Source organism: Pseudomonas fluorescens (assembly GCF_902497855.1).
Taxonomy (GTDB): domain Bacteria; phylum Pseudomonadota; class Gammaproteobacteria; order Pseudomonadales; family Pseudomonadaceae; genus Aquipseudomonas; species Aquipseudomonas fluorescens_BI.
Genome location: NZ_CABVHU010000004.1, coordinates 339,875 through 365,452 on the forward strand (window position 1 = coordinate 339,875; position 25,578 = coordinate 365,452).

Sequence of the window (25,578 nt, forward strand, 5' to 3'; positions counted from 1 at the left end):
TTGGCGACCATTCTTGAGCCTGGCGACATCGAAGCGGCGGCGACTTCACCGCCGTTTCTGCACCTGCCACCGAACAACCTGTTCACGTTGCGGGCGCAGCGCCTGGAGCGGTTGGCCGCAGGGCATCCCTTGGCCGATTACCTGCGGCTGGTGGCCAGCCTGTGCCATGTCCAGCAACAACTGATGGACGATCCGCCGGCCGCTGCAGCGCCGGACCCCGAACGCCTGCGGGTCTGCCAGCAACATGGGCTGCCACCGTTCGCCGCCGACAGCCTGGTACGGGAGGGCGGTTGGTTGCCGTTCCTTGACGCGTTGTTGCAGCGGTACCCGCGACCTGCACAACCTGCGGTCGAGAAAGCCCTGGCATCGTTGCGCAATGCCAACGTCGGGCAGCTCAAGGCCTGGGCGGTTGCCCTGGTCAGCGGCCAGTTCACGTTGCTGCCAGCGGCACTGGTTCCTTTTCTCGGCGCTACGTTGCAGGCAGCGTGGAGCTATTGGTTGTTGGGCACACCGAATCTGCACCTGAAACCCGGCGACAGCCTCAGCCAATGCCCGGCCTGTGGTTCGCCGGCCATGGCCGGGGTGATTCGTCATCGCGGCAAATACAACGGCCTGCGTTACCTGGTGTGCTCGCTGTGTGCCTGTGAATGGCACGTGGTGCGGGTCAACTGCGTGTACTGCGAGCAAAGCAAAGGCCTGGAATACATCAGCCTCGAGGATGACCGCCATGCCGCCGACCAGGCGCCCTTGCGCGCGGAAACCTGCCCCGGCTGTCACAGCTACCTGAAGCTGCTGTACCTGGAAAACGACGCCGAAGCCGAAGCGCTCTCGACCGACCTGGGCAGCCTGCTGCTCGATATGCGCCTGGAGCAGGAAGGCTACCAGCGCCCCGCACCGAATCTGTTGTTAGCCCCCGGAGGCGACTGAACCTGTGATCCTGTAGGAGCCGGCTTGCCGGCGAAGGCGTCTGCTTGGGCGCTGCAAGTCTTGAGGCCGCCTTCGCTGGCAAGCCAGCTCCTACAGGGGGGTGGTGTTGGGCATGGCAGGTGTGCACGGCGCGATTCCTGTAGGAGCCGGCTTGCCGGCGAAGGCGTCTGCATGGGCGCCGCAAGGCTCGAGGCCGCCTTCGCTGGCAAGCCAGCTCCTACAGGGGGGTGGTGTTGGGCATGGCAGGTGTGCACGGCGCGATTCCTGTAGGAGCCGGCTTGCCGGCGAAGGCGTCTGCTTGGGCGCTGCAAGTCTTGAGGCCGCCTTCGCTGGCAAGCCAGCTCCTACAGGGGGGTGGTGTTGGGCATGGCAAGTGTGCACGGCGCGATTCCTGTAGGAGCCGGCTTGCCGGCGAAGGCGTCTGCATGGGCGCCGCAAGGCTCGAGGCCGCCTTCGCTGGCAAGCCAGCTCCTACAGGGGGGAGTCAGGCATGATAGTGCGCACGGCAGCGATTCCCCTGTGGGAGCGAGCCTGCTCGCGAAGCGGTTCAACGGCTACACTCAGGCGGTCAGCGTTCGCGGGAGCCCTTGATGCCCTCCAGATCCGCCAGCCAGACCTTGCGGCTACCTTCCATCGACAGTTTGCTGCGTCATCCGGCGTGCCAGCCACTGGCCCAGCGCTATGGGCGCGACGCGCTGCTGGCCAGCTTGCGGCAATTGCTCGATGACCTGCGCGAGGCGGTGCATGACGGGGCGGTGGAGGGGGTGGAAATCACCCCTCAGGTATTGGCGGGACGGGTCGGCGAACGTTTGGCGATCCAGCATCGCAGCCATGTCCGCCGAGTGTTCAACCTCACCGGCACCGTGCTGCACACCAACCTCGGTCGCGCGCTGTTGCCGGAGGAGGCGATTGAAGCCGTGCAACTCGCTGCGCGCTACCCGCTCAACCTCGAATTCGACCTGGACAGCGGCAAGCGCGGCGACCGTGACGACCTGATCGAAGGCCTGGTCCGCGAATTGACCGGCGCCGAAGCCGTGACCGTGGTCAATAACAATGCCGCCGCGGTGTTACTGACGCTCAACAGCCTGGGCGCCCGCAAGGAAGGCATCATTTCCCGGGGCGAGCTGATCGAGATCGGCGGCGCGTTCCGGATTCCCGACATCATGGCCCGGGCCGGGGTGAAGCTGCACGAAGTCGGCACCACCAATCGCACCCATGCCCGGGATTATGAAGCGGCCATCGGTCCGCGCAGTGGCCTGGTGATGCGGGTGCACGCGAGCAACTACGCCATCGAAGGCTTCACCGCCCGGGTACCGACCGCCGAGCTGGCGCAACTGGCCCACAAGCACGGATTGCCGTTGCTGGAAGACCTCGGCAGCGGCAGCCTGCTGGACCTGACGCGCTGGGGTTTGCCCGCCGAACCGACGGTGCGCCAGGCGCTGCTCGATGGCGCGGACATCGTGACCTTCAGCGGCGACAAGTTGCTCGGCGGCCCGCAAGCCGGGTTGATCGTCGGCCGCAAGGACCTGATTGCGCGTATCAAAAAGAACCCGCTCAAACGCGCCTTGCGGGTCGACAAACTGACCTTGGCCGCCCTTGAAGCCGTGTTGGGCCTGTACCGCGATCCGGACCGACTGGCTGAACGCCTGCCGAGTCTGCGCCTGCTGACCCGGCCACAAGCGGACATCCTGGCCCAGGCCGAGCGCCTGCAGCCCGCACTGGCCAGGGTGCTCGGCGACGGCTGGAGCGTCAGCGCAGTGGTCGCGCTGGGCATGATCGGCAGTGGCAGCCAACCGGTGGCGCGCTTGCCGAGTGCCGCGTTATGCATTCGCCCCGCCACGTCCAAACGTTTGCGCGGACGACGCCTGCACGGTCTGGAAACCGCGCTGCGCGGCTTGCCGATCCCGGTGCTCGGACGCATCGATGACGACGCCTTGTGGCTCGACCTGCGGCAACTGGACGACGAGGCGGCGTGGCTGGCGCAACTCGAGCGATGGCCGCAGGAGGGCGCACCAGGGTGATAGTCGGTACCGCAGGGCACATCGACCACGGCAAGACGGCCTTGCTCCAGGCCTTGACCGGCCAGGCCGGCGATCGTCGCCGGGAAGAACGCGAGCGCGGCATGACCATCGACCTGGGGTATCTATACGCGGCGCTGGAACCCGGAGCGGCCCTGACCGGTTTTATCGACGTGCCCGGTCATGAGCGTTTCACTCACAACATGCTGGCCGGGGCGCAGGGCATCGATCTGGTGCTGCTGGTGGTGGCGGCCGACGACGGTGTCATGCCGCAGACTCGCGAGCATCTGGCCATCGTCGAACTGCTGGGCATTCCCCGGGCACTGATCGCCATCACCAAATGCGACCGGGTGGATCCCGCCAGGGTGCAGGCCGTGCGCGGCCAGATCGAAGCGTTGCTGGCGCCCGGACCTTATGCCGGCGCGCCGCAGATTGCGCTATCGAGTGTGACCGGGGCGGGAGTCGAGACCCTGCGCCAGGCCTTGCTCCAAGCGCAACATGACGTTATGCAACGCAGCACCCATGGCGGGTTTCGCCTGGCCATCGATCGAGCATTCAGCGTGGCCGGCGCCGGTATCGTGGTGACCGGTACCGCGTTGTCCGGGCAGGTCGTGGTGGGTGATACGTTGATGCTCGGTCCCCAGGGAAAACCGGTACGCGTGCGTGGCTTGCATGCGCAAAATCAAGCCGCGAACAGCGCGGTTGCCGGCCAGCGCGTGGCGTTGAACCTGAGTGCCGAGCGGCTGGCCCTGGAACAGATTCATCGCGGGCACTGGCTGCTGGCCGAGTGGCTGCACGCACCGACCCAACGCCTGGATATAGAGCTGCGGTTACTGTCCAGTGAAGACAAGCCCTTGGAACACTTCCAACCCGTGCATGTGCATCTGGCTACCCAGGACGTGACGGGACGGGTGGCTTTGCTCGAAGGCACCAGCCTTGTCCCCGGTGAGCGGACGCTCGCGCAACTGCTGCTCAACAACCCGGTGCAGGCCGTGAAGGGCGACCCGTTGATTCTTCGCGACCAGAGCGCCCAACGCACGCTTGGCGGTGGCCGGGTGCTCGACCCGTTCGCACCGAGCCGACACCGCCGCAGTCCCGAGCGCCTGGCGCAGTTGCAGGCACTGGCCGGCAGCCATAGCCTGGAACAGGTGCTGCCAGTGTTGCTGGCCAATAGCGACACAGGCCTAGATCCCCGATGTCTGGAGCGTCAGTTCAACCGCCCGCGTGATAGCTGGGTGTTGCCGGGCGATGTGCGCCTGATCGACACGCGCCAGGGCTCATTGCTGTTCAGCTCGGCCCGCTGGGAGGCCCTGAAAATACCGGTGCTGGAACACCTCGCACGCTTTCATCGACTCGAACCGGATCAAATGGGCCCGGACCGGGATCGCTTGCGCCGATTCACCGGTACGGCACTGGATCGTCCGATCTTCATCAGCCTGCTTGAGGAGTTGCTGGCCAGCGGGGCGATGGCGGCCAGTGGTCCGTGGCTGCATCTGCCCGATCATCAGGTGCGCTTGAGCGAAGACGACGAAGCCCTGTGGCAACAATTGCAGCCGGTGTTCGAGCAGGCCGGCTTCGATCCGCCGTGGGTGCGCGACCTTGGTCATGACCCGGCCGCGGTACGTTTGCTGCTGCGCAAGATGGCGCGGCTGGGGTTGCTGCACCAGGTCGTCCGTGATCTGTTCTACACCGATGCGATGCTGCGTCGATTGGCGGCTATGCTGGTGCAACTGGCGGCCCAGAACCCGCTGATCCAGGTTACGGCGTTTCGGGACAAGGTGGGCCTGGGGCGAAAACGTAGCATCCAGATTCTCGAATACTTCGACCGCATCGGCCTCACCCGACGGTTCGGCGACAAGCGTCATATCCGACTCGACAATGCACTGGCTCATCCGAACGAGCCCTGAGTTCAGGAAGGCAATCGCGCCCGGTGGCGCGGCCGGGCTTCAAACCCGGTTGGGGACGGCATCCGTTCCCGGGCAGGTTCGACTCCCGCTGCCTTCCGCCATTTTCAAATCCCCCAGGCACCCCAGCCCCCTGTAGGAGCTGGCTTGCCAGCGAAGGCGGCGGCACATTCAACATCGCAGTGACAGACCGACCGCCTTCGCGGGCAAGCCCGCACAGGAATCGCTGCCGTACACAAATATTACGTCCAACACAGACCTCTGTAGGAGCTGGCTTGCCAGCGAAGACGGCGGCTCATTCAACATCGCCGTGACTGATCGACCGCTTTCGCGAGCAAGCTTGCTCCTACAGAGCCTGTCATTGCTTCACATAACGCCCGGGTGCCGGTTCCTGCGGCGGGTACTGCGCGTTACCCATGTGCTGCACCGAAGGCTGGCGTTTCCCGGCCTGGTCGGCCAGCCAGGCGAACCAATCGTTCCACCAACTACCTGGCTTCTGTTGGGCATTGTCGAACCAGTTCTGAGGGTCCTGGGTGACCTGGTCGTTGGTCCAGTAGTGGCGTTTTTCCTTGGCCGGTGGATTGATCACGCCCGCGATATGTCCCGAGGCACCCAGCACGAAACGCTTGGTTCCCGACAGCAGTTCGGTGCTGGCGTAAGCGCTCCTCCATGGCACGATGTGGTCGTCATGGGTGGCGAGGATATAGGCCGGGGCGTCGATCGCGCGCAGATCCAGCTTGACCCCGCAGCAATCCAGCTCACCGGATTTCAGGTCGTTCTGCAGATAGGTATGGCGCAGGTACCAGCAGTACATCGGCCCTGGCAGGTTGGTGCTGTCGTTGTTCCAGAACAGCAGATCCAGCGGGATCGGTTTCTGCCCCTTCAGGTATTTGTCGACGTTGTAGTTCCACCACAGGTCGTTGGGGCGTAGCAGCGAGAAGGTATTGCCCATGTCCTCGCCCTTGAACAGGCCGATGGGGCCCTTCACGCCGCCAATGGTGCGCTCGCGTTGGGCTACCAGTTGTTCGTCGACGAAGATATCGATCGCACCGGTATCGCGGTAATCGAGGAACGTGGTCAGCAGGCTGACGCTGGAGATTTCCTTGTCGCCGCGGGCCGCCAATACGGCCAGCGCCGAACTCAGCAGCGTGCCACCGATGCAGAAACCCATGCAATTGGGCCGTGGCTCGCCGCTGATCTCGCGGGTCACCTGCAGGCCTTTGATAATGGCGGTTTCGATCAGGTCATCCCAGGTGGTGCCGGCGAGCGACTCGTCGAAGTTGCGCCAGGACATCAGAAACACCGGGTGGCCTTGCTGCAACAGATGGCGAACCATCGAGTTGTCGGGGCGCAGGTCGAGGATGTAGTACTTGTTGATCGATGGCGGAACGATAAACATCGGGCGCCGGTACTGGGTTTCGCCTTGCGGATAGTACTGGATGAGCTGGAAGAGCTCGTTCTCGAAGACCACTTCGCCAGGGGTGTTGGCCAGGTCGACCCCCACTTTGAAGGCGCCGGCGTCGCACTGGCGCATCTTGCCTTCCTGCAGGTCGCTGGCCAGGTGCATCAGGCCGGTGACGAGGCTGCTGCCTTGGGTCTCGACCACCCGTTGCAGTGCATCGGGGTTGCTGGCCAGGAAGTTGCTCGGCGCACCGGCGGCGATCGCTTGCTCCACCAGATACAGCAGACGCTGGCGTGGTTTCTTCTCATTGATCGGCAGCAGATCGAGCAGCTTCATCAGAAAGCCGGAATTGAGCAGGTAAAACGCCGCGAGGGAACCGAACAACGGCTGGCTCCAGTTACCGCTGGCAAACCGTCGGTCGTCGAAGGTAAAGGCCTGGCCGGTCAACAGACGCTGGCCGAGTTGAGCCCATTGCTGCTGATAATCCGATTGAAGGCTGTCCAGGGTACTGCGTGGCAGATCGAACCAGGCGTCGCAGTCCTGCCCGGTGAACCACGGATTGGTGGCGACCCACAGGCGTAATTGTTGCACTGCAAAGGAAGCAACGAACGGGACCTGGCCTGACCAGAAGGTGTTGAACGTATGTGCGTTATTGTCCATGAATTCCTTGCCCACATGTTAAAAGGCAGAAAAAACCGCGGCGCCGGAATTCGGCGCCGCGTCTGCAGTCAAGCAAGCCGATCGGTAAACCTAGCGCTCGATCGCCAGGCTCACGCCCTGACCGCCACCGATGCACAAGGTGGCCAGGCCTTTTTTGCCGTCGCGACGAATCAGCTCATGCACCAGCGACACCAGGATTCGCGCGCCTGATGCACCGATCGGATGACCGAGGGCAATCGCGCCACCGTTGACGTTGACTTTGTTCATGTCCCAGCCCAGTTCCTTGCCGACGGCCAGTGACTGCGCGGCGAACGCTTCGTTGGCTTCGATCAGGTCCAGGTCGTCCAGGCTCCAGCCGGCCTTGGTCAGGGCCAGGCGGGTGGCAGGCACCGGGCCGATGCCCATGATCGACGGGTCGACACCGGCACTGGCATAGGCCTTGATGCGCGCCAATACCGGCAAGCCCAGGGCCTGGGCCTTGGCGGCGCTGGCCAGCATCAGCACGGCGGCGCCATCGTTGAGGGTCGACGCGTTGCCGGCGGTAACGGTGCCGGTTTTCTGGAACGCCGGCTTGAGGTTGCCCAACGCCTGGAGCGTGCTGCCCGGGCGCGGTTGTTCATCGGTGTCGAAGACCAGCGGATCGCCCTTGCGCTGGGGAATCAGGATCGGGGTGATTTCAGCCTTGAAATAACCGCCTTCGATGGCTGCAGAAGCTTTCTGCTGCGAGGCCGCGGCAAAGGCGTCCTGGTCTTCGCGACTGAGCTCATACTTGCTGGCCAGGTTCTCGGCGGTGATGCCCATGTGGTAGTCGTTGAACGCATCCCACAAGCCATCCTGGATCACGCTGTCCTGCAGTTGCGCATGACCCATGCGCAGGCCGGTGCGTGCCTTGGGCAGCACATAGGGGGCCAGGCTCATGTTTTCCTGGCCGCCGGCGATCACCAGTTCGGCGTCGCCGCAACGGATGGCCTGGACCGCGAGCTGGACTGCCTTGAGGCCAGAGCCGCAGACTTTGTTCAGGGTCAGGGCAGGGACGGTATGGGGCAGGCCGGCCTTGATCGCCGATTGGCGTGCCGGGTTCTGCCCGGAGCCTGCGGTCAGCACTTGGCCGAGGATCACTTCATCGACCTGCGCAGCATCGATGCCGGTCTGTTCGAGCAGGCGACGAATCACTGCTGCGCCCAGTTCGGTGGCGGGAATGGCGGACAGGGAACCTTGAAAACTGCCAATGGCGGTACGCGTAGCGGCAACGATTACGACTTCGTTCATGCAAAACCTCATCAGAATTGTGTCAAGCGGGAGCAGGGCGTCCATGCCCTGATAGGCTTATTGCATGTTCATGCCGCCATTGACCGAGAAGTCGGCGCCGGTGCTGTAGCCCGATTCATCCGATGCCAGCCAGGCGACGATCGAGGCGATTTCTTCGGGTTGGCCGAGGCGACCGACCGGGGTGGCCGCGATCATGGTGTCGAGAATGTCCTGGCGGATGGCCGCGGTCATGCTGGTCTGGATATAGCCAGGGGAGACGGTGTTGACGGTCACGCCCTTGCCTGAAACTTCACGGGCCAGGGCCATGGTGAAGCCGTGGATGCCGGCTTTGGCCGCGCTGTAGTTGGTCTGGCCGAACTGGCCACGTTGACCGTTGATCGAGGAGATGTTGATGATCCGGCCCCAGCCCTTGGACAACATGCCTTCAATCACCTGTTTGGTGGTATTGAACATGCCGTTGAGGTTGGTGTTGATGACGGCGTTCCAGTCTTCCGGAGTGATTTTGCGGAAGGAGGCGTCACGGGTGATGCCGGCGTTGTTGACCAGTACATCCACCGGACCGAATTGTTCACGGGCCATCTCGAAAGCCTTGCGGGTGGACTCCCAATCGGTGATGTCGCCGTAGATGAATTCGAACTGATAACCCGCCGCCAGCTGGCTCGCTGCCCATTCATTCTTGCGGGCGGAATCCGAGCTGCAGCCCACGATGACTTTGAAGCCTTCCTTGTGCAGGCGCTGGCAAATTGCCGTGCCTATCCCACCCATACCGCCAGTAACCAACGCAATACGACCAAGCGATTTCATACAGTATTTCCTTTCTATATTTTGCGTTGCAGGATGGGGGGTGATTGTTCGGTATTGGCGAGGTATGCGGAAGTGTTGGGAGGTGACTGTCTGGTGTCCAACGGCGCCATGCAGGTTTTTTATATCCACTGACAAAAGATGAGCAGTACCTATACTGAGATCAATTCTGCAAATTGAACCGCCGGTTAGTATTTTGTTTTAATGCAGATCAGTATGGCTCCGGACAGGACGTTCGGTTCCACAGGTCAATGAGGACGCCATGTATAGAATGAGTTCCGGTTACGCCAACGTGCTGGTCAATACGCTGTCAGCGGAAGGACTGGATGTCGCCCACCTTTGTCAGGAGGCTGGACTGGACTTGAACATCGCGCACACGCCAGGAGCGTTGTGCGAGCGAAGGGCGATCTATCGGCTTTGGCAACTGGCGGCACAGGCCAGCGGCGATCCCGACATTGGTTTGAAAGCCTATGGCCATTTTCATCCCGGCAGTTTTCAGATTGTCGGCTACACCATGATGTCGAGCCTGAACCTGAAAAGGGCGCTTGAACGCCTGGTGCGATTCAGCCCGTTGATCGGCACCGGGTTCAGCCTGTTTTTTGTCCCGGAGCAGGCGCATTACCGAATGGCCTCGCTCGATCATCAACAGCCCGGCTCGGTCAAGCCTCGGCAATATGCCGATGCCGGGCTGGCTTCCCTGCTGGGCTTCTGCCGCTGGCTGGGCGACGGCACGCTGCCGCAGCCCCTGAGTGTGGAATTCAGCTATCCCGAACCGCGAGACACGTCCGAGCATCAAAGGCTGTTTGGCTGCGACCTGCACTTTGGTTCGGCCTACGACAGCATTCTGTTTGACGGCCAGGAACTGTTGCATCCGTTGAGCATGGCCAACGAGGCGCTGGCGGTACTGCATGACAGTTTTGCCGAGGCGCAGCTGGATTCGCTCTGTGGCTTCTCCATTGTCGGCAAAATCCGCGCGCTGCTCACCGAGCGTTTGAGTCACGGCCAGGGGCAATGCGACATGGAGTCGATCGCCGCTGCGTTGAACCTCAGCAAGCGCACCCTGCAACGCGCCCTGGAAAGGGAAGGGACCCAGTTCAAGGACGTGCAGAACGCCGTGCGCCGGCAACTGGCCGATTTCTACCTGCGCCATTCTCACTTCAACATGAAGCATGTGGCGTATCTCCTTGGTTTTCATGACCACAGCAGCTTCAACAAAGCCTGCAGCCGCTGGTTCGGCAAGACACCCGGTCAGTACCGGACCGAATCGGTCGGGAGCGAAGAGACCGCGTCGATGTGACGCGGCTCTCGTCGGTGATCAAGGCTGTTTGGTCGGAGGTTTTTTCGTCCCTTTTTTGCCCTTGGGGTTGGGGCTCGCCGGGCTCACCTTTTTGGCGACGGGCTTGGGAAGCACTGCCGGGGCTTTTGGCTCGGTCGGCTTGGTCGCTGCAACCGGGACCTCCTGTTTGATCGGCTCAGGTGTTGCCACCGGGTCTTTTGGCTTGACTGGTTGCGACGTGACCACCGGTGCTTTTAGCTCGGCCGGCTGAGGTGTTACCCCTGCAGCTTTTTGCTTGACTGGCTCAGGCGTTGTCACGGGAGCTTGTTGCTTGACTGGCTCAGGCGTTGCCACAGGCGCTTGTTGCTTGACTGGCTCAGGCGTTGCCGCGGGAGCTTGTTGCTTGACTGGCGCAGGTGCTGTCACGGGCGCTTGCTGCTTGACTGGCGCAGGTGCTGCCACGGGCGCTTGCTGCTTGACTGGCTCAGGTGTTGCCACAGGTGCTTGTTGCTTGACTGGCTCAGGTGTTGCCACAGGTGCTTGTTGCTTGATCGGCTCAGGGGTTGCCACCGGTATTGCCTGCTCGACGGCTTCGGCTTTGCCTGGCGCCTGGGTCGCGCTGGAACCTGGCAACGGGACATCGAGCAGTGTGTGCAGCTCACGCCAGAACGGGTGTTCAGCGCCGTTGACGGTCAGCAGTTCCGGCAGCAGATTGGCCGCTGCTGCCAGCACTTGCCGGCGTTCTTCGGCCTCGGGCAGCATCAAGGGCAGGCTTTGCACGCTTTCCTGCGGATAGGTGACGACCAGCAGTCTCTGCAGGCTCAAGGTTTCGCGCAGGTCAATCGTCCCGGCGCCGCGATCCGGCAGCGGCGCCTGCAATTGCCGGATCAGTTTCTCGACGCTTTGCCGGCCGGGCTCGTTGCTGTCGCGGCCCAACAGAAACAGGATGCGGATCAAGGCTTCCATCAGGCCGCCCAGGGGCAGGGCATCCTGCAGGCGTTCGATCACGAGCTTGTCGTGCTGCTCGGCATGTGCCTGCAGATTGCGTCCGGCGACATTACCGGTGAGGCTGTTCAATACGCCATAGATACCGTAGAAACACAGCTCCTGGGTGGCATCGCGCAGATCGCGGTAACTGTCCAGGGCATCCTGGATCTGGTTGGAGAACAACGCCTGCCAGGCCAGAAGCGGGTTGTCCGGGGAGGCAGGGTGGCGAACCTTGCTCACCAGGGAGGCACTGGCGGACAGCCACCACAAGGCCGGGTTCGCGCTGCTCCACATCACTTGTTGCTGATGGAAGGGGTGCGAGCGGCGAATAAGTTCGGCACTCGGTTCGTTGATCCACTGCCGCAGCCACGGGCGTATAAAACCGTCGTAAAGGCTGTTGTTGAGGGCGGAAGCGCGTTCGACGAGGGCGAATTCGCGATCGTCGTCACGGCGTGCCGGCTCGTCGCCATGAATGTCGGCGATCCGCCGCGGTTCGAAACGCACGGCATAGCGAGTTGCCGAGTTTTCTGGCAAGTCTTCGATCAACATTTCATACAGTCCGGCCGGCAAGGCGTTGATGATGTCGACCGCGCCGAGCAGTTCCCGGTGCTCGCGCCGGGCCACTTCACCGGAAACGAAGATGCCCAGGTGCCCGATGCTGGCATGGCGCAGGTAAACGATGGTGCGCCCGGCACGTTGCAGGGCGAGATCGCTGGGGTAGACATCGGTGATCCAGTCCAGCGCCTGTTGCGGCGGCGTGATGTTGTCGCCATAGGAGCAGAACACCACCACCGGCACTTCGATGCGCTTGAGATCCAGCCCGCTGCTCTTGCGCCCCAGGCCGCCGGACAAGCGATTGCCGATGAACAGGTCATCGACAATCATCTCGATTTCTTCGCCGTTGAGCAGCGTCGGGCTGCCCCACCAGCGCTCGAAGTCCAGGAAACGCTCGACCTCGCTGTCGACTTCGCTGAACAGGTGGTAGTACTTGCCCCACCAGCTGTGCGCCGGGTCGAGGCTTTCGAAATTGCTCACCAGCCAGGTGCCGTCGAAACGGTCATTGCCCAGGTCGCTGCCCAGGCGCGCCATCCAGCCGCCACCCAGCAAGCCGCCGGTGTAGCGCATCGGATTTTTTCCATTGACGCCGGCCCAGTAGGACAACGGCGCGCCATTGACGATGATCAGCCCCGGCAACTCCGGCCGGGAGGCTGCCAACCCCATCAAGGCCCAGCCCGCCTGGCAGTTGCCGATCACTACCGGTTTGCTGCTGGCGGGATGCCGGGCGCTGACGGCTTCGATGAACCGGGCCTGGGCGGCGGTAATGTCCGCGAGGGTTTGCCCGGGTCTTGGCGAGTGGCTGAAGGCGATGAAGTAGGTGGGATGACCGGCCCGCAGACTTTCGCCGATGACCGAATCCTGTTTGAAACCGCCGATGCCCGAGCCATGACCGCCCCGTGGATCGATGATGATCACTGGCGGTTTATTGGCGTCGATCGCTTTGCCGGAGCCGCCGAACACCTGCAACAGCGAGTAATTGACCGGGCGGGGCAGGTCTGCACCGTCGACCAGGGTTTCATGATCGAATTTGAGCAGCAGCGGATACCCGGCCCGCTCGTGCGCCAGGGTGTTGTCGCCGCGCTGACGCAAGGTGTCCCAGAACAGCACGCTGCGTTGGCCCAGATCAGTGAAATATTCCTGCCATTCCTTCGCGGTAGGCTGTCTCAGTTGCCCGAGACTTGAGGGTGCGAAGGTTTTTGCCTGGCGTTTCTGTACGGCGTCAAGCACATTGCGGGTATTGAGGCGTTGCAGGTGGTTCAGGTGCTCGAACAACCCTGGGGCTGGTGCAAGTCCTTCATCTTGCAGCGCAATATTTTGTTCCTGGCCCATCGTGACCTCCTGACGCCTTATAGGGGGAGCGGCACATCCAGGCCTTCAATTAACAAGACTGGGTGGGCCGTTGATGGTCAGGAGTTTAGCGCTATTAATGGCACGGCTGACAAGAATTATTTTGCAGCGCACAAAAATTTCGGTTGCCAAAATTTTTTGTGCACTGCAATATCAAGGCTAACGCGATGACTGGCAGGATCGCTATCGCGTCCTCTGGCCTATTAGGGCCTTTCAGTATCAGGAGATTCAAGCATGTCTTTTTTCAACTCGGAAAAACTGCAAGCCACTCAGAAAGCCAACCTCGACCTGATCCAGCAAATCACGGGCAAAGTCTTCGCCAGCGTTGAACAGCTCAGCCAGTTGCAGTTCAAGGCCCTGCGCGAGTCTACCGAAGAGCAGTTCGAAGGTGTTCGCAAGCTGCTGGCAGTACGCGGTCCACAAGATTTCGCCGAGCTGCAGGCTTCTTTCACCCAGCCGAGCAAGCAGACCGAACGCCTGGCCGAGTTCAATCGCCAGGTTCAGGCGCTGATCGTGGACACTCAGTCGGACATCGCCAAGCTGGCCTCCAGCCAGGTAGAAGCCGGCACCCAGCAAGTGCAAGAGTTCGTTGAAGCGATCAGCAAGAACGCACCTGCCGGCTCCGAGCCAGTAGTGGCCGCGTTCAAGTCGGGCCTGGCGAACGCCGGCTCCGCGTTTGCAAATGCACAGCAAGCCGCGAAAACGGCTTCCGAAAACGCACAGCAAGCTGCAAAGCAGGCTTCCGATACGTTCACCGAAGCAACTGCCGCAGCCACCAAAGCAGCTCCGGAAACAAACGCCAAGACCGGTAACAAGTAAGTCTTAGCAAGCCGGCTGTACCGATGGCGATGGGTTTACTCCCCATCGCCATTTTTTTCGGCTGGAACAAACTGATCGGCAGGGCTCAGGCCGACAGCAACCGCTTGATCCACTCGAGCAGTACGCCGGGCAACAGTTCAGGTTGGGGCAGCAAGGCATATTGCCGCGATCCGAATACCGCCGGCAGGTAACTCGCGGCCTGACGGTCGATGGTCAGACAGAACGGATAAATGCCTTGCAGCCTGGCTTCGGTCACGGCCTGGCGCATGTCTTCCACACCATAGCGGCCTTCATACAGGTCGACATCGTTGGGCTTGCCATCGGAAAGCAGCAAGAGCAGCCGGTGGGTCGCCGCCTGTCGCATCAACAATGTACTGGCGTGGCGAATGGCCGCACCTGCCCGGGTATAGCGCTCCGGTTCCAGTGCGGCAATGCGCCGACCCACGGCAGCGCTGTAGCGCTCGTCGAAAGCCTTGAGGGTGCGGATCGCCACCCGCTGCGACCCTTCGCCGGAAAACGCCAGCACGCTATAGGGTTCGCCCAGGCTCTCCAGCGCCAGGCAGACCAGCAGCAACGCCTCGCGCTCGACATCGATGATCCGGCGATGGCGCGACAGCCAGCTGTCGGTGGAACCGCTGACGTCAATCAGCAACATGATCGCCATGTCGCGCCGACTGCGTCGCTGGGACTGATACAGCGCCTGGGGCATGCTCAAGCCGGCGCGGGCCTCGGCACAACCGTCGATGTAGGCTTCCAGGTCGATGTCATCGCCATCCATTTGTTTGCGCAGCCTGATGCGTTGAGCGCGCAGCTTTTCAAAATGCCGGCGGATGGCATCGAGCATCGACCGGTGGCTTTCAAGGGTTTGGTCTACCCACTGCTGCGGACCTTCATTGGCGGGGCACACCTGCAAGGTTGTACCCGGATCACGGTAGACCTGAGTGCGATAGTCCCACTCGGGGTAGCTGATTGCGTTTTCGGCAAGCGCAGGTGCTACCTGTCGAACGCGGGTTTGAGGTGCATCGTCGCTCAGCAACACTTCTTTGGGACGGCCAGCAGCGACCACCAGTCGGGCTTCGTCGAGTTCGGACAATGCGTCGGCAAAATCATCTGCCGGGATGTCCGTATCCCGGTCGACCGGGCGTTGCATCCCCATGGGATCTTCGGCTTTTTCCAGGGGCTCGGCGGATTGCACCATCCACGGGCCTTGTTCCTGATCGTTGTCTTCGTCGGCCAGGGCCTCGCGCACCTTTGGCTGGCGTTCGAGACGGGCGCTGCGTGGTTGCGTGTCAGTGATGTCGATGGCGCCGGGCAGCGTCGGCACCTCTTGTCGGGCCGACGGCACGCGCAGGTCGCCGGTCCAGGCATCGAGCAGCAACAGATGCGCGCAATGCCGGTGAGGTACGTCGGCGCACAAGAGGCGTGCCGCGAGGGTTTGTGCCTGTCGCAGCGAATCGGTGGTGGAGGCGGGTATTGCCAGCCCCTCCACGGATTCGCCGCATTCAGTGGCCAGTATTCGACGAAGCAGGTTTTCCAGGGGCCGTCGATGCTCGGCAAAAGCCTGCAACGGCGGGCGCATGGCCAGCGCTTGCTGGCGCAACCCCCGGATCGGTGCCGCCAGCCCCGGCAGCAATCGCACCAGATCCCGGTCGGCAGCCCAGGCTTCGAGCAGCAGATAGACGCTGCGTTGCATCGGATCGGCAAGGTCCGGCAGATGGGCGGCACTGCCCCTCTGCGCGCGCATCGCCTGTTGCAAGGCCTGGGTCCTGAAACGTTGCGTGGTGAGCAGTCCATCGTCGCAGCCCGAAGACTCCGGCAACCAGATAGACGCACCGTCGGTCGCCGGCACGGCGCGATTGCGACAAGGGTTCTCACCCCGCTGAAAAAGTTTTTTCAGCAGCGTGGGGGGCGAGGGCGGATGTGCGACGCGCAGCGAATAGTGAGTGCCAAACAGAGCCTGGATCAGCAAATCAAGATGTTGCGCGACATCCGCCAGGGTGACGACTTGTGCGCGGGAGGAGGGGGTTTGGTGACGGCGCCACAGCGCCTGGGCGTACACCGTTGCATGGCGTGCGACATCGGTGATGAGGTCCTCGGCTTCGGCCATCTAGATAAAGGTCAGGTCAACCAGGTCGCGCATGGCCGCCACCAGCACCGCGTCGTCGGACAGCGGTGAGATCAGCGCGGCACGGCAGGCGGCCTGAGCGGCAATGCCGCTGGTGATCAAGCGGGCAGTGGCGATCAGCAGGCGCGTGCTGGGAACTTCCGCCAGGCCCCGGTCTTGCAAGGCGCGCAGCCGATGGGCGAGGGTGACCAAGGCATGGGCGGTGGCGTAGTCGGTTGTGCCCTCATGGATAACGATGGCGATCTCGCGCTCGGCCGGCGGGAAGTCGAAATCCAGCGCCACGAAGCGCTGGCGTGTACTGGGCTTGAGATCCTTGAGTATCCGCTGGTAACCCGGGTTGTAAGACACCACCAGTTGAAAATGGGGCGAGGCTTCGAGGATCTCGCCGATCTTGTCCAGTGGCAGGATGCGCCGGTGGTCGGTCAGCGGGTGCAATACGACCACCGTATCCTGCCGCGCTTCGACCACTTCGTCGAGGTAGCAGATCGCGCCTTCGCGTACCGCTCGTGTCAGCGGGCCTTCCGCCCAATGGGTGCCTTGATGACCGATCAGGAAGCGCCCGACCAGGTCGCTGGCACTCAGGTCGTCATGGCAGGAAATGGTGATCAACGGGCGTTTCAGTCGCCAGGCCATGTGCTCGACAAAACGGGTCTTGCCACACCCGGTGGGTCCTTTGAGCATGATCGCCAGTTGCCGGGCATGGCATTGCTCGAAGATCGCCACCTCGTCGCCGCAGGGTTGGTAATAAGGTTCGGTATGCGGCAATGCGGATTCTGCGACCGGCAGGTTCTGCTGCATCAGCGAACGATCCATCACAACGCTGCGCCTGATGCTCGAGGCGCCTCCAGCACCGGATCGGCTTCATCGACATTGAATTGCGGCGCATGGCGGAAAAAATCGAAGATAAACAGTCCTACACCCAGGCTGAACATCGACGCCGTCGCCACCAGCATCAGGAAATGCACCTGGATTTTCAGCTGCACATCCAGGTAGCCCATGCCGAGAATGCGTTCCAGGTACACCTGGGCGATGCCCGCGGTGGCAAATGACAGGGTCATGCCGAACATGCCGCCCAACTGCAACCAGAATGCCCAATAACCAATGCTGCTTTCCTCGACGGGACGACGGGTCATGCCCGGTAGCGCATATGTGATCATTGCCAGGACGATCATGACGTAGGCCCCATAGAAGGCGGCATGGCCATGCATGGCGGTGATCAGGGTGCCGTGGGTCCATTTGTTGACGTCGGGAAAGGTGTGGGCCAGCCCCAGCAGACCGGCACCGAACATCGTGAACACCGCACTGCCCAGGGTCCAGTGCAAGGCCAGTTTGTTGGGGTGGGAGAGACCGGAGCGGCGCATCGCGTTGTAGGCATAGATCGCCATGCCGACCAGCGCCATGGGTTCGAGCGCACTGAAAAAGCCGCCCAGTGGCAGCCAGTAATGGGGCACGCCGATCCAGTAATAATGGTGTGCAGTGCCGAGGATGCCGGCAATGAACACCAGGCCGACAATCACATACAGCCACTTCTCCATGACCTCACGATCAGCGCCGGAAAGCCTGATCAGCAGATAGGCGAGAAAGCCGCCCTGGATCATCTCCCAGACGCCTTCGACCCACAGGTGGATCGTCCACCAGCGGTAGTAGATCGACACCACGTAGTTTTCATAATGCAGCAACGCCGGCAGGTAAAGCACGGCGGCGCTGGCCAGGCCCAGCAGCAGCACGCCTTCGGTGGCGGTGAAGCGTCCGGCTTTCCTGATGGTCATGCCGATGTTGTAGAGAAACATCAGCATGCAGATCACGATAACGATCTTGTGCGGCAGCGGCTGCTCGAGCAGTTTGTTCCCGGTGCCGTATCCGAACAGGTAGCCCAGGACAGCGGTCACGCCCATGGCCGTCCACAACCCGAGCTGGATGTAGGCCAGTCGGGTGCTGTGCAACTCGCCACGGGATTCGTCCGGCACCATCCAGTAGGTCGCCCCCATGAACCCGGTCAGCACCCAGACGATCAACAGATTGGTGTGAATGGCCTTGGTGACATCGAATGGCAACAGGTCCAGCAACGGGTCGGGACCGAGGTATTTGGCCGCCGAGAGCAGGCCGAAGACCAGTTGCAGGCCAAACAGCACCATGGCCACGGCGAAGTACCAGTAGGCGACGGATTGAGATCTGTAGCGCATGGTCATCCCCTTGGGTTACTGGAACGACGCCAGGTAGGCGACCAGTTGATCGACCTGTTCGGGCGTTAGCGATTTGGCGAAGGTGTCCGGCATGAAGGACATGCCGCTGGCGGAATACATGTCGCCTGGATGCAGGTAGGCGCTCGGTGCGACGATCGATTCGCGGATAAAGCTTTCGACGTCCTTGGCCTTGCCCTTGTAGTCAGGCGAGGCGATGACCTGCCTGGCCCGACCCGCCAATCCGGCCAGTGTCGGCCCGGCGAGATTGACCCCCGGTGCGATCGAATGGCAAGCGCTGCACACCGGTGTGGCGGTGGTTCGAAACAGTGCCTCGCCCAGGGCGATCGGGTCGTCCTTGTCGGACACCGGGCGTGCGGCGGGTGGCTGGTTGCCGCCGCCGGTGACGTTCTGCTGCGCCACGGTGAGGTCCATGCCGGGAATCGAGGTACCGGTCACCAGAATCGGCCGCGGCGGCCAGCCTTGATTGTCGACCTTGCTCACCCAGTCCATAAAGGCGATCAGGGCGGCGATTTCTTCATCGGAGAGGTTCAGGTTCGGCATCAATCGCCGGTGGCGTTGCTCGTCATAAAACTTTGAGGGATCTTTGAGAAACGCCGTGAGATAAGGGGCGCCGCGCAGCTGGGTGATTTTTGTCAGGTCCGGGGCGTAATACGCGCCTTCACCAAACAAGGTGTGGCAATTGATGCAGTTGTATTCATGCCAGACATCCTTGCCGCGCGTGACCTGGGGCGTGATCTGCTGGGCGTTGGTCAGAGTCGGGAATTGTCGATGGCTATCGACTGTCATTCCCAGGAATACCACCGTGGCGATGGCAGTCGATATCAGCGCGAACGAGCGTGTCTGACGTTTGTTCATTGCGATCTCTCTATACGCCGATGCCGGTCCAATAGGTGATGCCGATGATTGCGGCATAGACGACCGCGCTGGCCATCAGCACGAGCACTGCATAGCTGACAAGCTTCAAGACTTTTTGCACGACTGCCTCCCAAGGTGAAAGTGCAGTGGAAAGTGGCGTTCCAGTCGCTTTGCGTACTTGAGAATCAACGCGCGCGAAAGAGCGTCAGCCCTCTGTGCCGGGGATGCCGGATATCTGCATTCGAACAGCGACGGACAGGCTGTATAAATTGATGACCTCACCAGGCCTTGCGTTCGAAGTGCCGTGGTTCGGTTGGGGAGGCAGGATGACTGTGAGCCTAGTCGACGTCGCGCTACTGTCAATGACCAGGCCGTGCTTCACTCATCGTCTTTCTTTGGCGGCTTGGCACCAAACAGGCCGAACATGTTCTGGGTGTTGAGATACAGCGCCTTCGACTGATCGACATACTGGCGCATCAGGTCCTGCATCACCGGCGCCTGTTGGTGCATGAACGCGGTCCAGGCTTCTGACGATTGCGCGCCGGTCTGGGACTGCACGTCGATCACGGTCTGAATGCTCTTGTCCAGGTAGCTGCCAAGCACGCCCTGATAAGGACCGTAGAACTGGATGATCCCCATCAGCATTTCGCTGGAGAAGATCGGCTCGCCGCCGCTTTCAGCTTCCAGAATCACTTGCAGCAGAATGCTGCGAGTCAAGTCCTCGCCGCTCTTGGCATCGACCACCTGGAACGGAACCTTATCGACGACCAGCTGGCGGATGTCGGCCAGGGTCAGGTGACTGCTGGTGTGGGTGTCATACAGTCGGCGATTGGGGTATTTCTTGATCAGGCGGGTGGTGGTATCGGTCATGCGGGCGTCTCGCGGCGGGCCTGTTAAGCGAGCATCTTACTCTACTATGACAACTGCCGCGGGTTGGTGTCGGGGAGGGGAACCCGGGGCCGACATCTTTGTTGCCTTCTAAGACGCCTTCGCCGGCAAGCCGGCTCCTACAGTTGACCGAGTTGTTCAGGCAGACACGGTCAACTGTAGGAGCTGGCTTGCCAGCGAAGAGGCCCGCCTTAACACCGCAAATCCATCAGCAAAAAAGGGACTGCGCCACCCAGCGAGTCCCCTCATGCAGCCCGAATCTGCCTACCAGATCGGCAAGCTATAACTGACAATCAACCGATTTTCATCCAGATCACTGCCAAAGTTGCTCGAGCGCACCGTGGCATTACGCCATTTTACCCCGACATTCTTCAACGGCCCGCTCTGCACCACATAGCCGATATCGGTATCGCGCTCCCATTCCTTGCCTTCCGGGCGGTTGTTGCCCAGGTCGATATCGGAACCTGTGAGGTAGCGGGTCATGAAGGTCAGGCCCGGAATGCCAAGGGCCGCGAAGTTGTAATCGTAGCGGGCCTGCCAGGATTGTTCGTCCTTGCTGGCGAAGTCGCCGATCTGTACGAAGTTGACCAGGAACGCATCGGCACCGTTGATATAGGCGTAGCCGGTGTCGCCGCTCATGCCTTGATAGCCCAGGCCGAACGCATGCCCGCCGAGGCTGTAGGTGAACATCGCGCCAATCGCGTTGTTGTCGACATTGCTGCCGCCATCGTCCGTGGAGCGGGCGTAACGCAGGTCAGTCTTGAGCGACTGGCCGCTGGTGACTGGCAGCACGTAGGTCAAATTCACCAGGTGCTGGCTGTAGAGATTGTCGAGGTGGCCGTAGCTGTAGCCGGTGGCCAGGTTGCCGGTCCATTTGTAGTTGACGCTGGCGAAATCGAAGCGGTCGCTGGTCGCATGCCGGGTAATGATGCCCTTGGCCCCGGTGCGGGTGATGCCCATGTCCTCGTAGTCCGAGGAGTCACGCTGGTTGACCTGGGTCAGGCGCCCGGCGTCCAGGGTCAGGCCTTCGAATTCCATCGAGGTCAGCTGACCGCCTTCGAAGGTCTGTGGCAACAGCCGCGAATCGTTGGCCAGCACCGTGGGCAGCTTGGGCAACAGGGTGCCGAGTTTCAGCGTGCTCTTGGAGGCGCGCAGTTTGGCGGTCAGGCCCAATTCGCCGTACTCGTCCTGTGCGCCCTTGCTGGTGTCGCTATGGCGCTTGAGCAGGCCGGAGCCGGCGCGATCGGGGCTGGAGTCGAGTTTGACGCCGAGCAGGCCGATCGCATCGAAACCAACGCCGATCAAGCCTTCGGTGAAGCCTGACTCATAGCGCAGCAGAAAGCCCTGGGCCCATTCCTCTTGCTTGGATTGCGCAGCGTTGTCCTGGCGATAATCACGGTTGAAGTAGAAGTTGCGCAGCTCGAGGCTGGCCTTGCTGTCCTTGATAAAGTCAGCAGCGGCGGGGGCCGAGAGGCTGATGACGCCACCGGCCAGCAGCAGTCGGGTCGTGAGAGTGCGGGTGTTACGGTCCATGGTGAAGCCCCTTTGTTTTTATTATGCAAAGACAGGTCCCGCAGCCCCCGCCAGACGGGCGAGGGCTTACTGATAAAAAACGCAGGCGCCGAAAGAGAGGAGCGTGGCGCCGCGTCGGTTCAATCGTTAAAACTGTTCGGCAGCAAGGCCATAGAGGGAGGCACTGCCGGCGCGAATGGATTGCTCCAGGCTCAAGATGCGCGGCAGCATGCGATGGATATAGAAGTCGGCGGTGGCGATCTTCGCGCCGTAAAACGCCTCGTCTTCGCCGCGTTTCTGCCCGGCGACCTGAGCCATGCGCGCCCACAGCCAGGCGTAGGCGACATAGCCGAACAGGTGCAGGTACTCCACCGAAGCGGCGCCGATTTCGTTGCGGTTGGTCGCGGCCCGGTCCTGCAGCCAGTCGCTCAGGTCTTCCAGGCACTGAACGGCATCGAACAATTGAGCGCCATAGGGCGCGTCGGGCTGCTGGGCGAAACGAAGGATTTGGCCGGTGAACTGGCGCAGGGCGAAACCGTTGTCGGCCAGCACTTTGCGGCCGAGCAGGTCCAGTGCCTGGATGCCGTTGGTGCCTTCGTAGATCTGCGCGATGCGTACGTCGCGGACCAGTTGTTCCTGGCCCCATTCGCGGATGTAGCCATGGCCGCCGAACACCTGTTGGCCGTTGATGCAGCTTTCCAGGCCAGTGTCGGTGAAGAACGCCTTGGCCACCGGCGTCAGCAGCGCAACCAGGGTTTGCGCGGTGTCGCGCTCCTGGGCGTCATTGGAAAATTTCGCCAGGTCCAGTTGCTGTCCGACATAGCTGGCAAACGCACGGCCGCCTTCGGTCATGGCTTTCATGCTTAGCAGCATGCGGCGGACATCGGGGTGGACGATGATCGGGTCGGCCGCTTTATCCGGGGCGATGGCCCCGGTTGGTGCGCGGCTCTGCACCCGCTCACGGGCGTAAGCCACGGCGCTCTGGTAGGACGCTTCGGCGCAACCGATGCCCTGGATGCCAATGGACAGGCGTTCGTAGTTCATCATGGTGAACATCGCGGCCAGGCCTTTGTTGGCCTCGCCGACCAGCCAGCCGCTGGCGCCGTCGAAGTTCATCACGCAGGTGGCCGAGGCCTTGATGCCCATCTTGTGTTCGATCGAGCCGCAACTCACGGCGTTGGGATTGCCGAGGGAACCGTCGGCATTGACCAGCACTTTGGGCACCACGAACAGCGAGATGCCTTTCGGGCCCGCCGGCGCGTCGGGTAGTTTGGCCAGCACCAGGTGCACGATGTTTTCGGTCAGGTCCTGGTCGCCGCCGGTGATGAAGATCTTGCTGCCGGTGATGTTGAAGCTGCCATCGGCCATGGGTTCGGCCCGGGTGCGGATCAGCCCCAGGTCGGTGCCGGCGTGGGCTTCGGTCAGGCACATGGACCCGGCCCAACGGCCTTCATACATCGGCGGCAGGTACAGGCGCTTCAGTTGCTCGCTGGCATGGGCGTCCAGCGCCAGGCAGGCGCCGGAACTCAAGGCCGAATACAGGGCGAAGCTGGAGTTGGCGCCGTAGAGCATTTCCTCGAATTGCACGGCGAGCATCTTGGGCATGCCCATGCCGCCGAAATCGGCGTTGCCGGACAGGCCGACCCAGCCGCCTTCGATGTAAGTGGCGTACGCCTGTTTGAAGCCGATTGGCGTACTGACCTGACCGTCTTGCCACTGGGCGCCTTCCTCGTCGCCGCTGCGATTCAAGGGGGCAATCAGGTGCGAGGTGACTTTGGCGGCCTCCTCGAGAATCGCGTCGGCGGTGGCGGCGTCGACACTGTCGGCCAGGGCCGGCAGGCGCGCCCACAGGGCCGGGGCGTCGAACACTTCATGCAGCACAAAGCGCATGTCGCGCAGCGGGGCGTTGAATTCGGGCATAACGTGAACCTCAATGGAACGGTTGGGCACGGCGCCGCTGTGGCGGGCCGTGCCTTGTCTATCAGTGGCTGGAAGCGCTGGCGGCACCGAGGCCGGTCTGGGCGCGCACGAACTGGTCGGCGTAGGCGTCACGCTCCTTGTCGGCGCGTACGCTGCGGTCAAGCCGGGAGACGACCACGATCACCAGGAACGCCAGCGGCATCGAGAACAGCGCCGGGTGGTCGTAAGGGAAGATCGCGTGAGCATTGCCGAGCACGGTGACCCAGACGGCTGGCGACAGGATCACCAGCACCAGCGCGCAGATCAGGCCGGAAAAACCGCCGATGATCGCGCCCTTGGTGGTCAGGCCTTTCCAGTACATGGCCATGATCAGCACCGGGAAGTTGGTCGAGGCGGCGATGCCGAAGGTCAGGCCCACCAGGAACGCGACGTTCATCTTCTCGAACAGGATGCCCAACAGGATCGCGATGATGCCCAGGCCGACAGTGGCCATGCGGGTCACACGCATTTCCTGCTTCTCGCTGGCCTTGCCTTTCTTGAACACGGTGGCGTAGAGGTCATGGGAAATCGCCGAAGCACCGGCCAGGGCCAGCCCGGAGACCACCGCGAGGATGGTGGCGAAGGCCACGGCCGCGAGGAAACCGAAGAACAGGTTGCCGCCCACCGCTTTGGCCAGGTGCATGGCGACCATGTTGCCGCCGCCTATCAGGGCGCCGCCGACTTCACCGTTGACGTAGTACTGCGGGTCGGTGCCGATGATCACCATCGCGGCAAAACCCAGGGTGCACACCACCAGGAAGAAGAAGCCGATGAAGCCGGTAGCGTAGAACACCGACTTGCGGGCTTCCTTGGCGTTGGGCACGGTGAAGAAGCGCATCAGGATATGCGGCAGGCCGGCGATGCCGAACACCAGGCCCAGGGACATCGACGCAGTGTTGATCGGGTCGGCGAGCATCGAGCCGGGGCCCATGATGTTCCAGCCGCTGGCGTGAGCTTCGACAGCCTTGGTAGCCAGGGCTTCGTAGCTGAAACCGAACTGCGACATCGCCATGACGGCCAGGGTCGTGCCGCCGGCGAGCAGCAGCACGGCCTTGATGATCTGCACCCAGGTGGTGGCGATCATGCCGCCGAAGATCACGTACACCAGCATCAACGCACCGACGATCACGACGGCTACCGGGTAGTCGAGGCCGAACAGCAACTTGATCAACTGGCCGGCACCGACCATCTGCACGATCAGGTAGCAGCACACCACCGTCAGCGAGCCGAAGGCGGCGAAGATCCGCACTTTGTTCTGGTCCAGGCGATAGGACACGATGTCGGCGAAGGTATAGCGCCCCAGGTTGCGCAGGCGCTCGGCCATCAGGAAGGTGATGATCGGCCAGCCGACGAAAAAGCCGATGGTATAGATGAAGCCATCGTAGCCCTTGGCGAACACCAGGCTGGACAGCCCGAGCAGCGTGGCCGCGGACATGTAGTCACCGGCAATCGCCAGACCGTTCTGGAACCCGGTGATACCGCCGCCCGCGGTGTAGAAGTCCGAAGTGGATTTGGTCTTGCTCGCCGCCCACCAGGTAATGGCCAGCGTGCCAAGGACGAACACGAAGAACATGCCGATCGCATGCAGGTTCAACGGTTGTTTTTCCACGACACCCAGGGCAGGTGCCGCGAGTGCCACGGAGGCCGGCAGCAGGCACGCTGCGGCGAGGATGAGTTTACGTAGCCGAGTCATTACTTGCTCTCCTCGAGAATGGCCGCGCCCAGGGCGTCGAAGCGGGTGTTGGCGGTGTAGACGTACCAGCCGGTCAGCAACCAGGAAAAAATGATGATCGCCGCGCCCACCGGCATGCCCAAGGTCAACATCCGATGCTCGGCGAGCGGTGCGTGCAGCCATTGCGGGGCGAACGCAACCACCACCATGAAGGCGTAGTACGTCACCAGCACCGTGGCACTGAGCGACCAGGCCAGGCGCGAACGGCTGCTCACCAGTTGCAGGAATTTCGGGTTGGTCCGGATACGTTCACAGCGTTGGGTATCGGTTGAATGGATGTCGATCATGGTGGCTCCACCTTGTTTTTGTTATCGGTGTTTTTAGGCCGGGCAGGC

At 62.1% G+C, this 25,578-nt stretch carries 18 protein-coding genes and 1 tRNA gene; 6 read left to right on the plus strand and 13 right to left on the minus strand.

Translation table 11 applies throughout. From position 1 onward, the window contains the following. The 4 genes from fdhE to F8N96_RS11435 all read left to right on the plus strand — a co-directional run bounded on the left by fdhE (position 1) and on the right by F8N96_RS11435 (position 4,953). Entirely contained in the window at positions 1-927 is a 927-nt protein-coding gene (gene fdhE, locus F8N96_RS11410) for a formate dehydrogenase accessory protein FdhE (protein ID WP_150797890.1), read from the plus strand. A 590-nt stretch (positions 928-1,517) separates the two neighbouring features. Continuing rightward, entirely contained in the window at positions 1,518-2,948 is a 1,431-nt protein-coding gene (selA, locus tag F8N96_RS11425; RefSeq protein ID WP_150797891.1) for an L-seryl-tRNA(Sec) selenium transferase, read from the plus strand. Next, positions 2,945-4,852, plus strand: coding sequence for a selenocysteine-specific translation elongation factor (gene selB, locus F8N96_RS11430; protein WP_150797892.1), 1,908 nt, complete (start codon positions 2,945-2,947; stop codon positions 4,850-4,852). Before selA ends, selB begins: the two co-directional genes overlap by 4 nt. A 5-nt stretch (positions 4,853-4,857) precedes the next feature. Beyond that, positions 4,858-4,953 (plus strand) — tRNA-Sec (locus F8N96_RS11435). 254 nt (positions 4,954-5,207) lie between these two features. On the opposite strand, the gene phaC is transcribed toward F8N96_RS11435, so the two are convergent. The 3 genes from phaC to phbB all read right to left on the minus strand — a co-directional run bounded on the left by phaC (position 5,208) and on the right by phbB (position 8,984). After that, positions 5,208-6,911: a class I poly(R)-hydroxyalkanoic acid synthase gene (gene phaC / locus F8N96_RS11440; RefSeq protein WP_150797893.1), complete on the minus strand. Its 1,704-nt coding sequence runs from the start codon at positions 6,909-6,911 to the stop codon at positions 5,208-5,210. 90 nt (positions 6,912-7,001) lie between these two features. Continuing rightward, entirely contained in the window at positions 7,002-8,180 is a 1,179-nt protein-coding gene (locus F8N96_RS11445) for an acetyl-CoA C-acetyltransferase (protein ID WP_150767758.1), read from the minus strand. A 57-nt stretch (positions 8,181-8,237) separates the two neighbouring features. Continuing rightward, positions 8,238-8,984 carry an acetoacetyl-CoA reductase gene (phbB, locus tag F8N96_RS11450; protein ID WP_150797894.1) on the minus strand — a complete coding sequence of 249 codons (747 nt, stop codon included), beginning with the start codon at positions 8,982-8,984 and terminating at the stop codon, positions 8,238-8,240. 259 nt (positions 8,985-9,243) lie between these two features. On the opposite strand from phbB, the gene F8N96_RS11455 reads away from it, so the two are divergent. After that, positions 9,244-10,278 carry an AraC family transcriptional regulator gene (locus F8N96_RS11455; protein ID WP_150797895.1) on the plus strand — a complete coding sequence of 345 codons (1,035 nt, stop codon included), beginning with the start codon at positions 9,244-9,246 and terminating at the stop codon, positions 10,276-10,278. Positions 10,279-10,296: 18 nt separating this feature from the next. Here F8N96_RS11455 and F8N96_RS11460 read toward each other — a convergent pair whose 3' ends face one another. After that, positions 10,297-13,131, minus strand: coding sequence for a DUF3141 domain-containing protein (locus tag F8N96_RS11460; protein ID WP_224794087.1), 2,835 nt, complete (start codon positions 13,129-13,131; stop codon positions 10,297-10,299). 252 nt (positions 13,132-13,383) lie between these two features. On the opposite strand from F8N96_RS11460, the gene phaP reads away from it, so the two are divergent. Next, a complete protein-coding gene (gene phaP / locus F8N96_RS11465; RefSeq protein WP_150767809.1) occupies positions 13,384-13,968 on the plus strand; it encodes a TIGR01841 family phasin in 585 nt (194 codons plus the stop codon). 85 nt (positions 13,969-14,053) lie between these two features. Here phaP and F8N96_RS11470 read toward each other — a convergent pair whose 3' ends face one another. The 9 genes from F8N96_RS11470 to F8N96_RS11510 form a co-directional block, all read right to left on the minus strand. Beyond that, positions 14,054-16,075 carry a nitric oxide reductase activation protein NorD gene (locus F8N96_RS11470; protein WP_150797896.1) on the minus strand — a complete coding sequence of 674 codons (2,022 nt, stop codon included), beginning with the start codon at positions 16,073-16,075 and terminating at the stop codon, positions 14,054-14,056. Then, entirely contained in the window at positions 16,076-16,891 is an 816-nt protein-coding gene (locus tag F8N96_RS11475; RefSeq protein ID WP_150797938.1) for a CbbQ/NirQ/NorQ/GpvN family protein, read from the minus strand. 14 nt (positions 16,892-16,905) lie between these two features. After that, on the minus strand, positions 16,906-18,276 hold the full coding sequence (locus F8N96_RS11480; RefSeq protein ID WP_150797897.1) for a cbb3-type cytochrome c oxidase subunit I: 1,371 nt from the start codon (positions 18,274-18,276) through the stop codon (positions 16,906-16,908). A 15-nt stretch (positions 18,277-18,291) separates the two neighbouring features. Then, a complete protein-coding gene (locus F8N96_RS11485) occupies positions 18,292-19,152 on the minus strand; it encodes a c-type cytochrome (protein ID WP_150797898.1) in 861 nt (286 codons plus the stop codon). Positions 19,153-19,530: 378 nt separating this feature from the next. Continuing rightward, a complete protein-coding gene (phaR, locus tag F8N96_RS11490; protein ID WP_150797899.1) occupies positions 19,531-20,022 on the minus strand; it encodes a polyhydroxyalkanoate synthesis repressor PhaR in 492 nt (163 codons plus the stop codon). 282 nt (positions 20,023-20,304) lie between these two features. Continuing rightward, positions 20,305-21,573 carry an OprD family porin gene (locus F8N96_RS11495; RefSeq protein WP_150797900.1) on the minus strand — a complete coding sequence of 423 codons (1,269 nt, stop codon included), beginning with the start codon at positions 21,571-21,573 and terminating at the stop codon, positions 20,305-20,307. A gap of 126 nt (positions 21,574-21,699) precedes the next feature. Beyond that, positions 21,700-23,472, minus strand: coding sequence for an acyl-CoA dehydrogenase C-terminal domain-containing protein (locus F8N96_RS11500; RefSeq protein ID WP_150797901.1), 1,773 nt, complete (start codon positions 23,470-23,472; stop codon positions 21,700-21,702). 61 nt (positions 23,473-23,533) lie between these two features. Continuing rightward, positions 23,534-25,204 carry a cation acetate symporter gene (locus F8N96_RS11505; RefSeq protein WP_150797902.1) on the minus strand — a complete coding sequence of 557 codons (1,671 nt, stop codon included), beginning with the start codon at positions 25,202-25,204 and terminating at the stop codon, positions 23,534-23,536. Continuing rightward, entirely contained in the window at positions 25,204-25,530 is a 327-nt protein-coding gene (locus tag F8N96_RS11510) for a DUF485 domain-containing protein (protein WP_150797903.1), read from the minus strand. Before F8N96_RS11510 ends, F8N96_RS11505 begins: the two co-directional genes overlap by 1 nt. Positions 25,531-25,578: the final 48 nt, after the last annotated feature.

Bases quoted from the DNA above. Each gene is read 5' to 3' on its own strand.
- F8N96_RS11485 (WP_150797898.1), bottom strand. From the start codon at position 19,152: ATGAACAAACGTCAGACACGCTCGTTCGCGCTGATATCGACTGCCATC.
- F8N96_RS11470 (WP_150797896.1), bottom strand. From the start codon at position 16,075: ATGGCCGAAGCCGAGGACCTCATCACCGATGTCGCACGCCATGCAACG.
- F8N96_RS11455 (WP_150797895.1), top strand. From the start codon at position 9,244: ATGTATAGAATGAGTTCCGGTTACGCCAACGTGCTGGTCAATACGCTG.
- F8N96_RS11505 (WP_150797902.1), bottom strand. From the start codon at position 25,204: ATGACTCGGCTACGTAAACTCATCCTCGCCGCAGCGTGCCTGCTGCCG.
- phaR (WP_150797899.1), bottom strand. From the start codon at position 20,022: ATGACCGATACCACCACCCGCCTGATCAAGAAATACCCCAATCGCCGA.
- F8N96_RS11475 (WP_150797938.1), bottom strand. From the start codon at position 16,891: ATGCAGCAGAACCTGCCGGTCGCAGAATCCGCATTGCCGCATACCGAA.
- F8N96_RS11510 (WP_150797903.1), bottom strand. From the start codon at position 25,530: ATGATCGACATCCATTCAACCGATACCCAACGCTGTGAACGTATCCGG.
- phaC (WP_150797893.1), bottom strand. From the start codon at position 6,911: ATGGACAATAACGCACATACGTTCAACACCTTCTGGTCAGGCCAGGTC.
- F8N96_RS11480 (WP_150797897.1), bottom strand. From the start codon at position 18,276: ATGCGCTACAGATCTCAATCCGTCGCCTACTGGTACTTCGCCGTGGCC.
- F8N96_RS11445 (WP_150767758.1), bottom strand. From the start codon at position 8,180: ATGAACGAAGTCGTAATCGTTGCCGCTACGCGTACCGCCATTGGCAGT.
- F8N96_RS11495 (WP_150797900.1), bottom strand. From the start codon at position 21,573: ATGGACCGTAACACCCGCACTCTCACGACCCGACTGCTGCTGGCCGGT.
- phaP (WP_150767809.1), top strand. From the start codon at position 13,384: ATGTCTTTTTTCAACTCGGAAAAACTGCAAGCCACTCAGAAAGCCAAC.
- F8N96_RS11460 (WP_224794087.1), bottom strand. From the start codon at position 13,131: ATGGGCCAGGAACAAAATATTGCGCTGCAAGATGAAGGACTTGCACCA.
- F8N96_RS11500 (WP_150797901.1), bottom strand. From the start codon at position 23,472: ATGCCCGAATTCAACGCCCCGCTGCGCGACATGCGCTTTGTGCTGCAT.
- selA (WP_150797891.1), top strand. From the start codon at position 1,518: ATGCCCTCCAGATCCGCCAGCCAGACCTTGCGGCTACCTTCCATCGAC.
- phbB (WP_150797894.1), bottom strand. From the start codon at position 8,984: ATGAAATCGCTTGGTCGTATTGCGTTGGTTACTGGCGGTATGGGTGGG.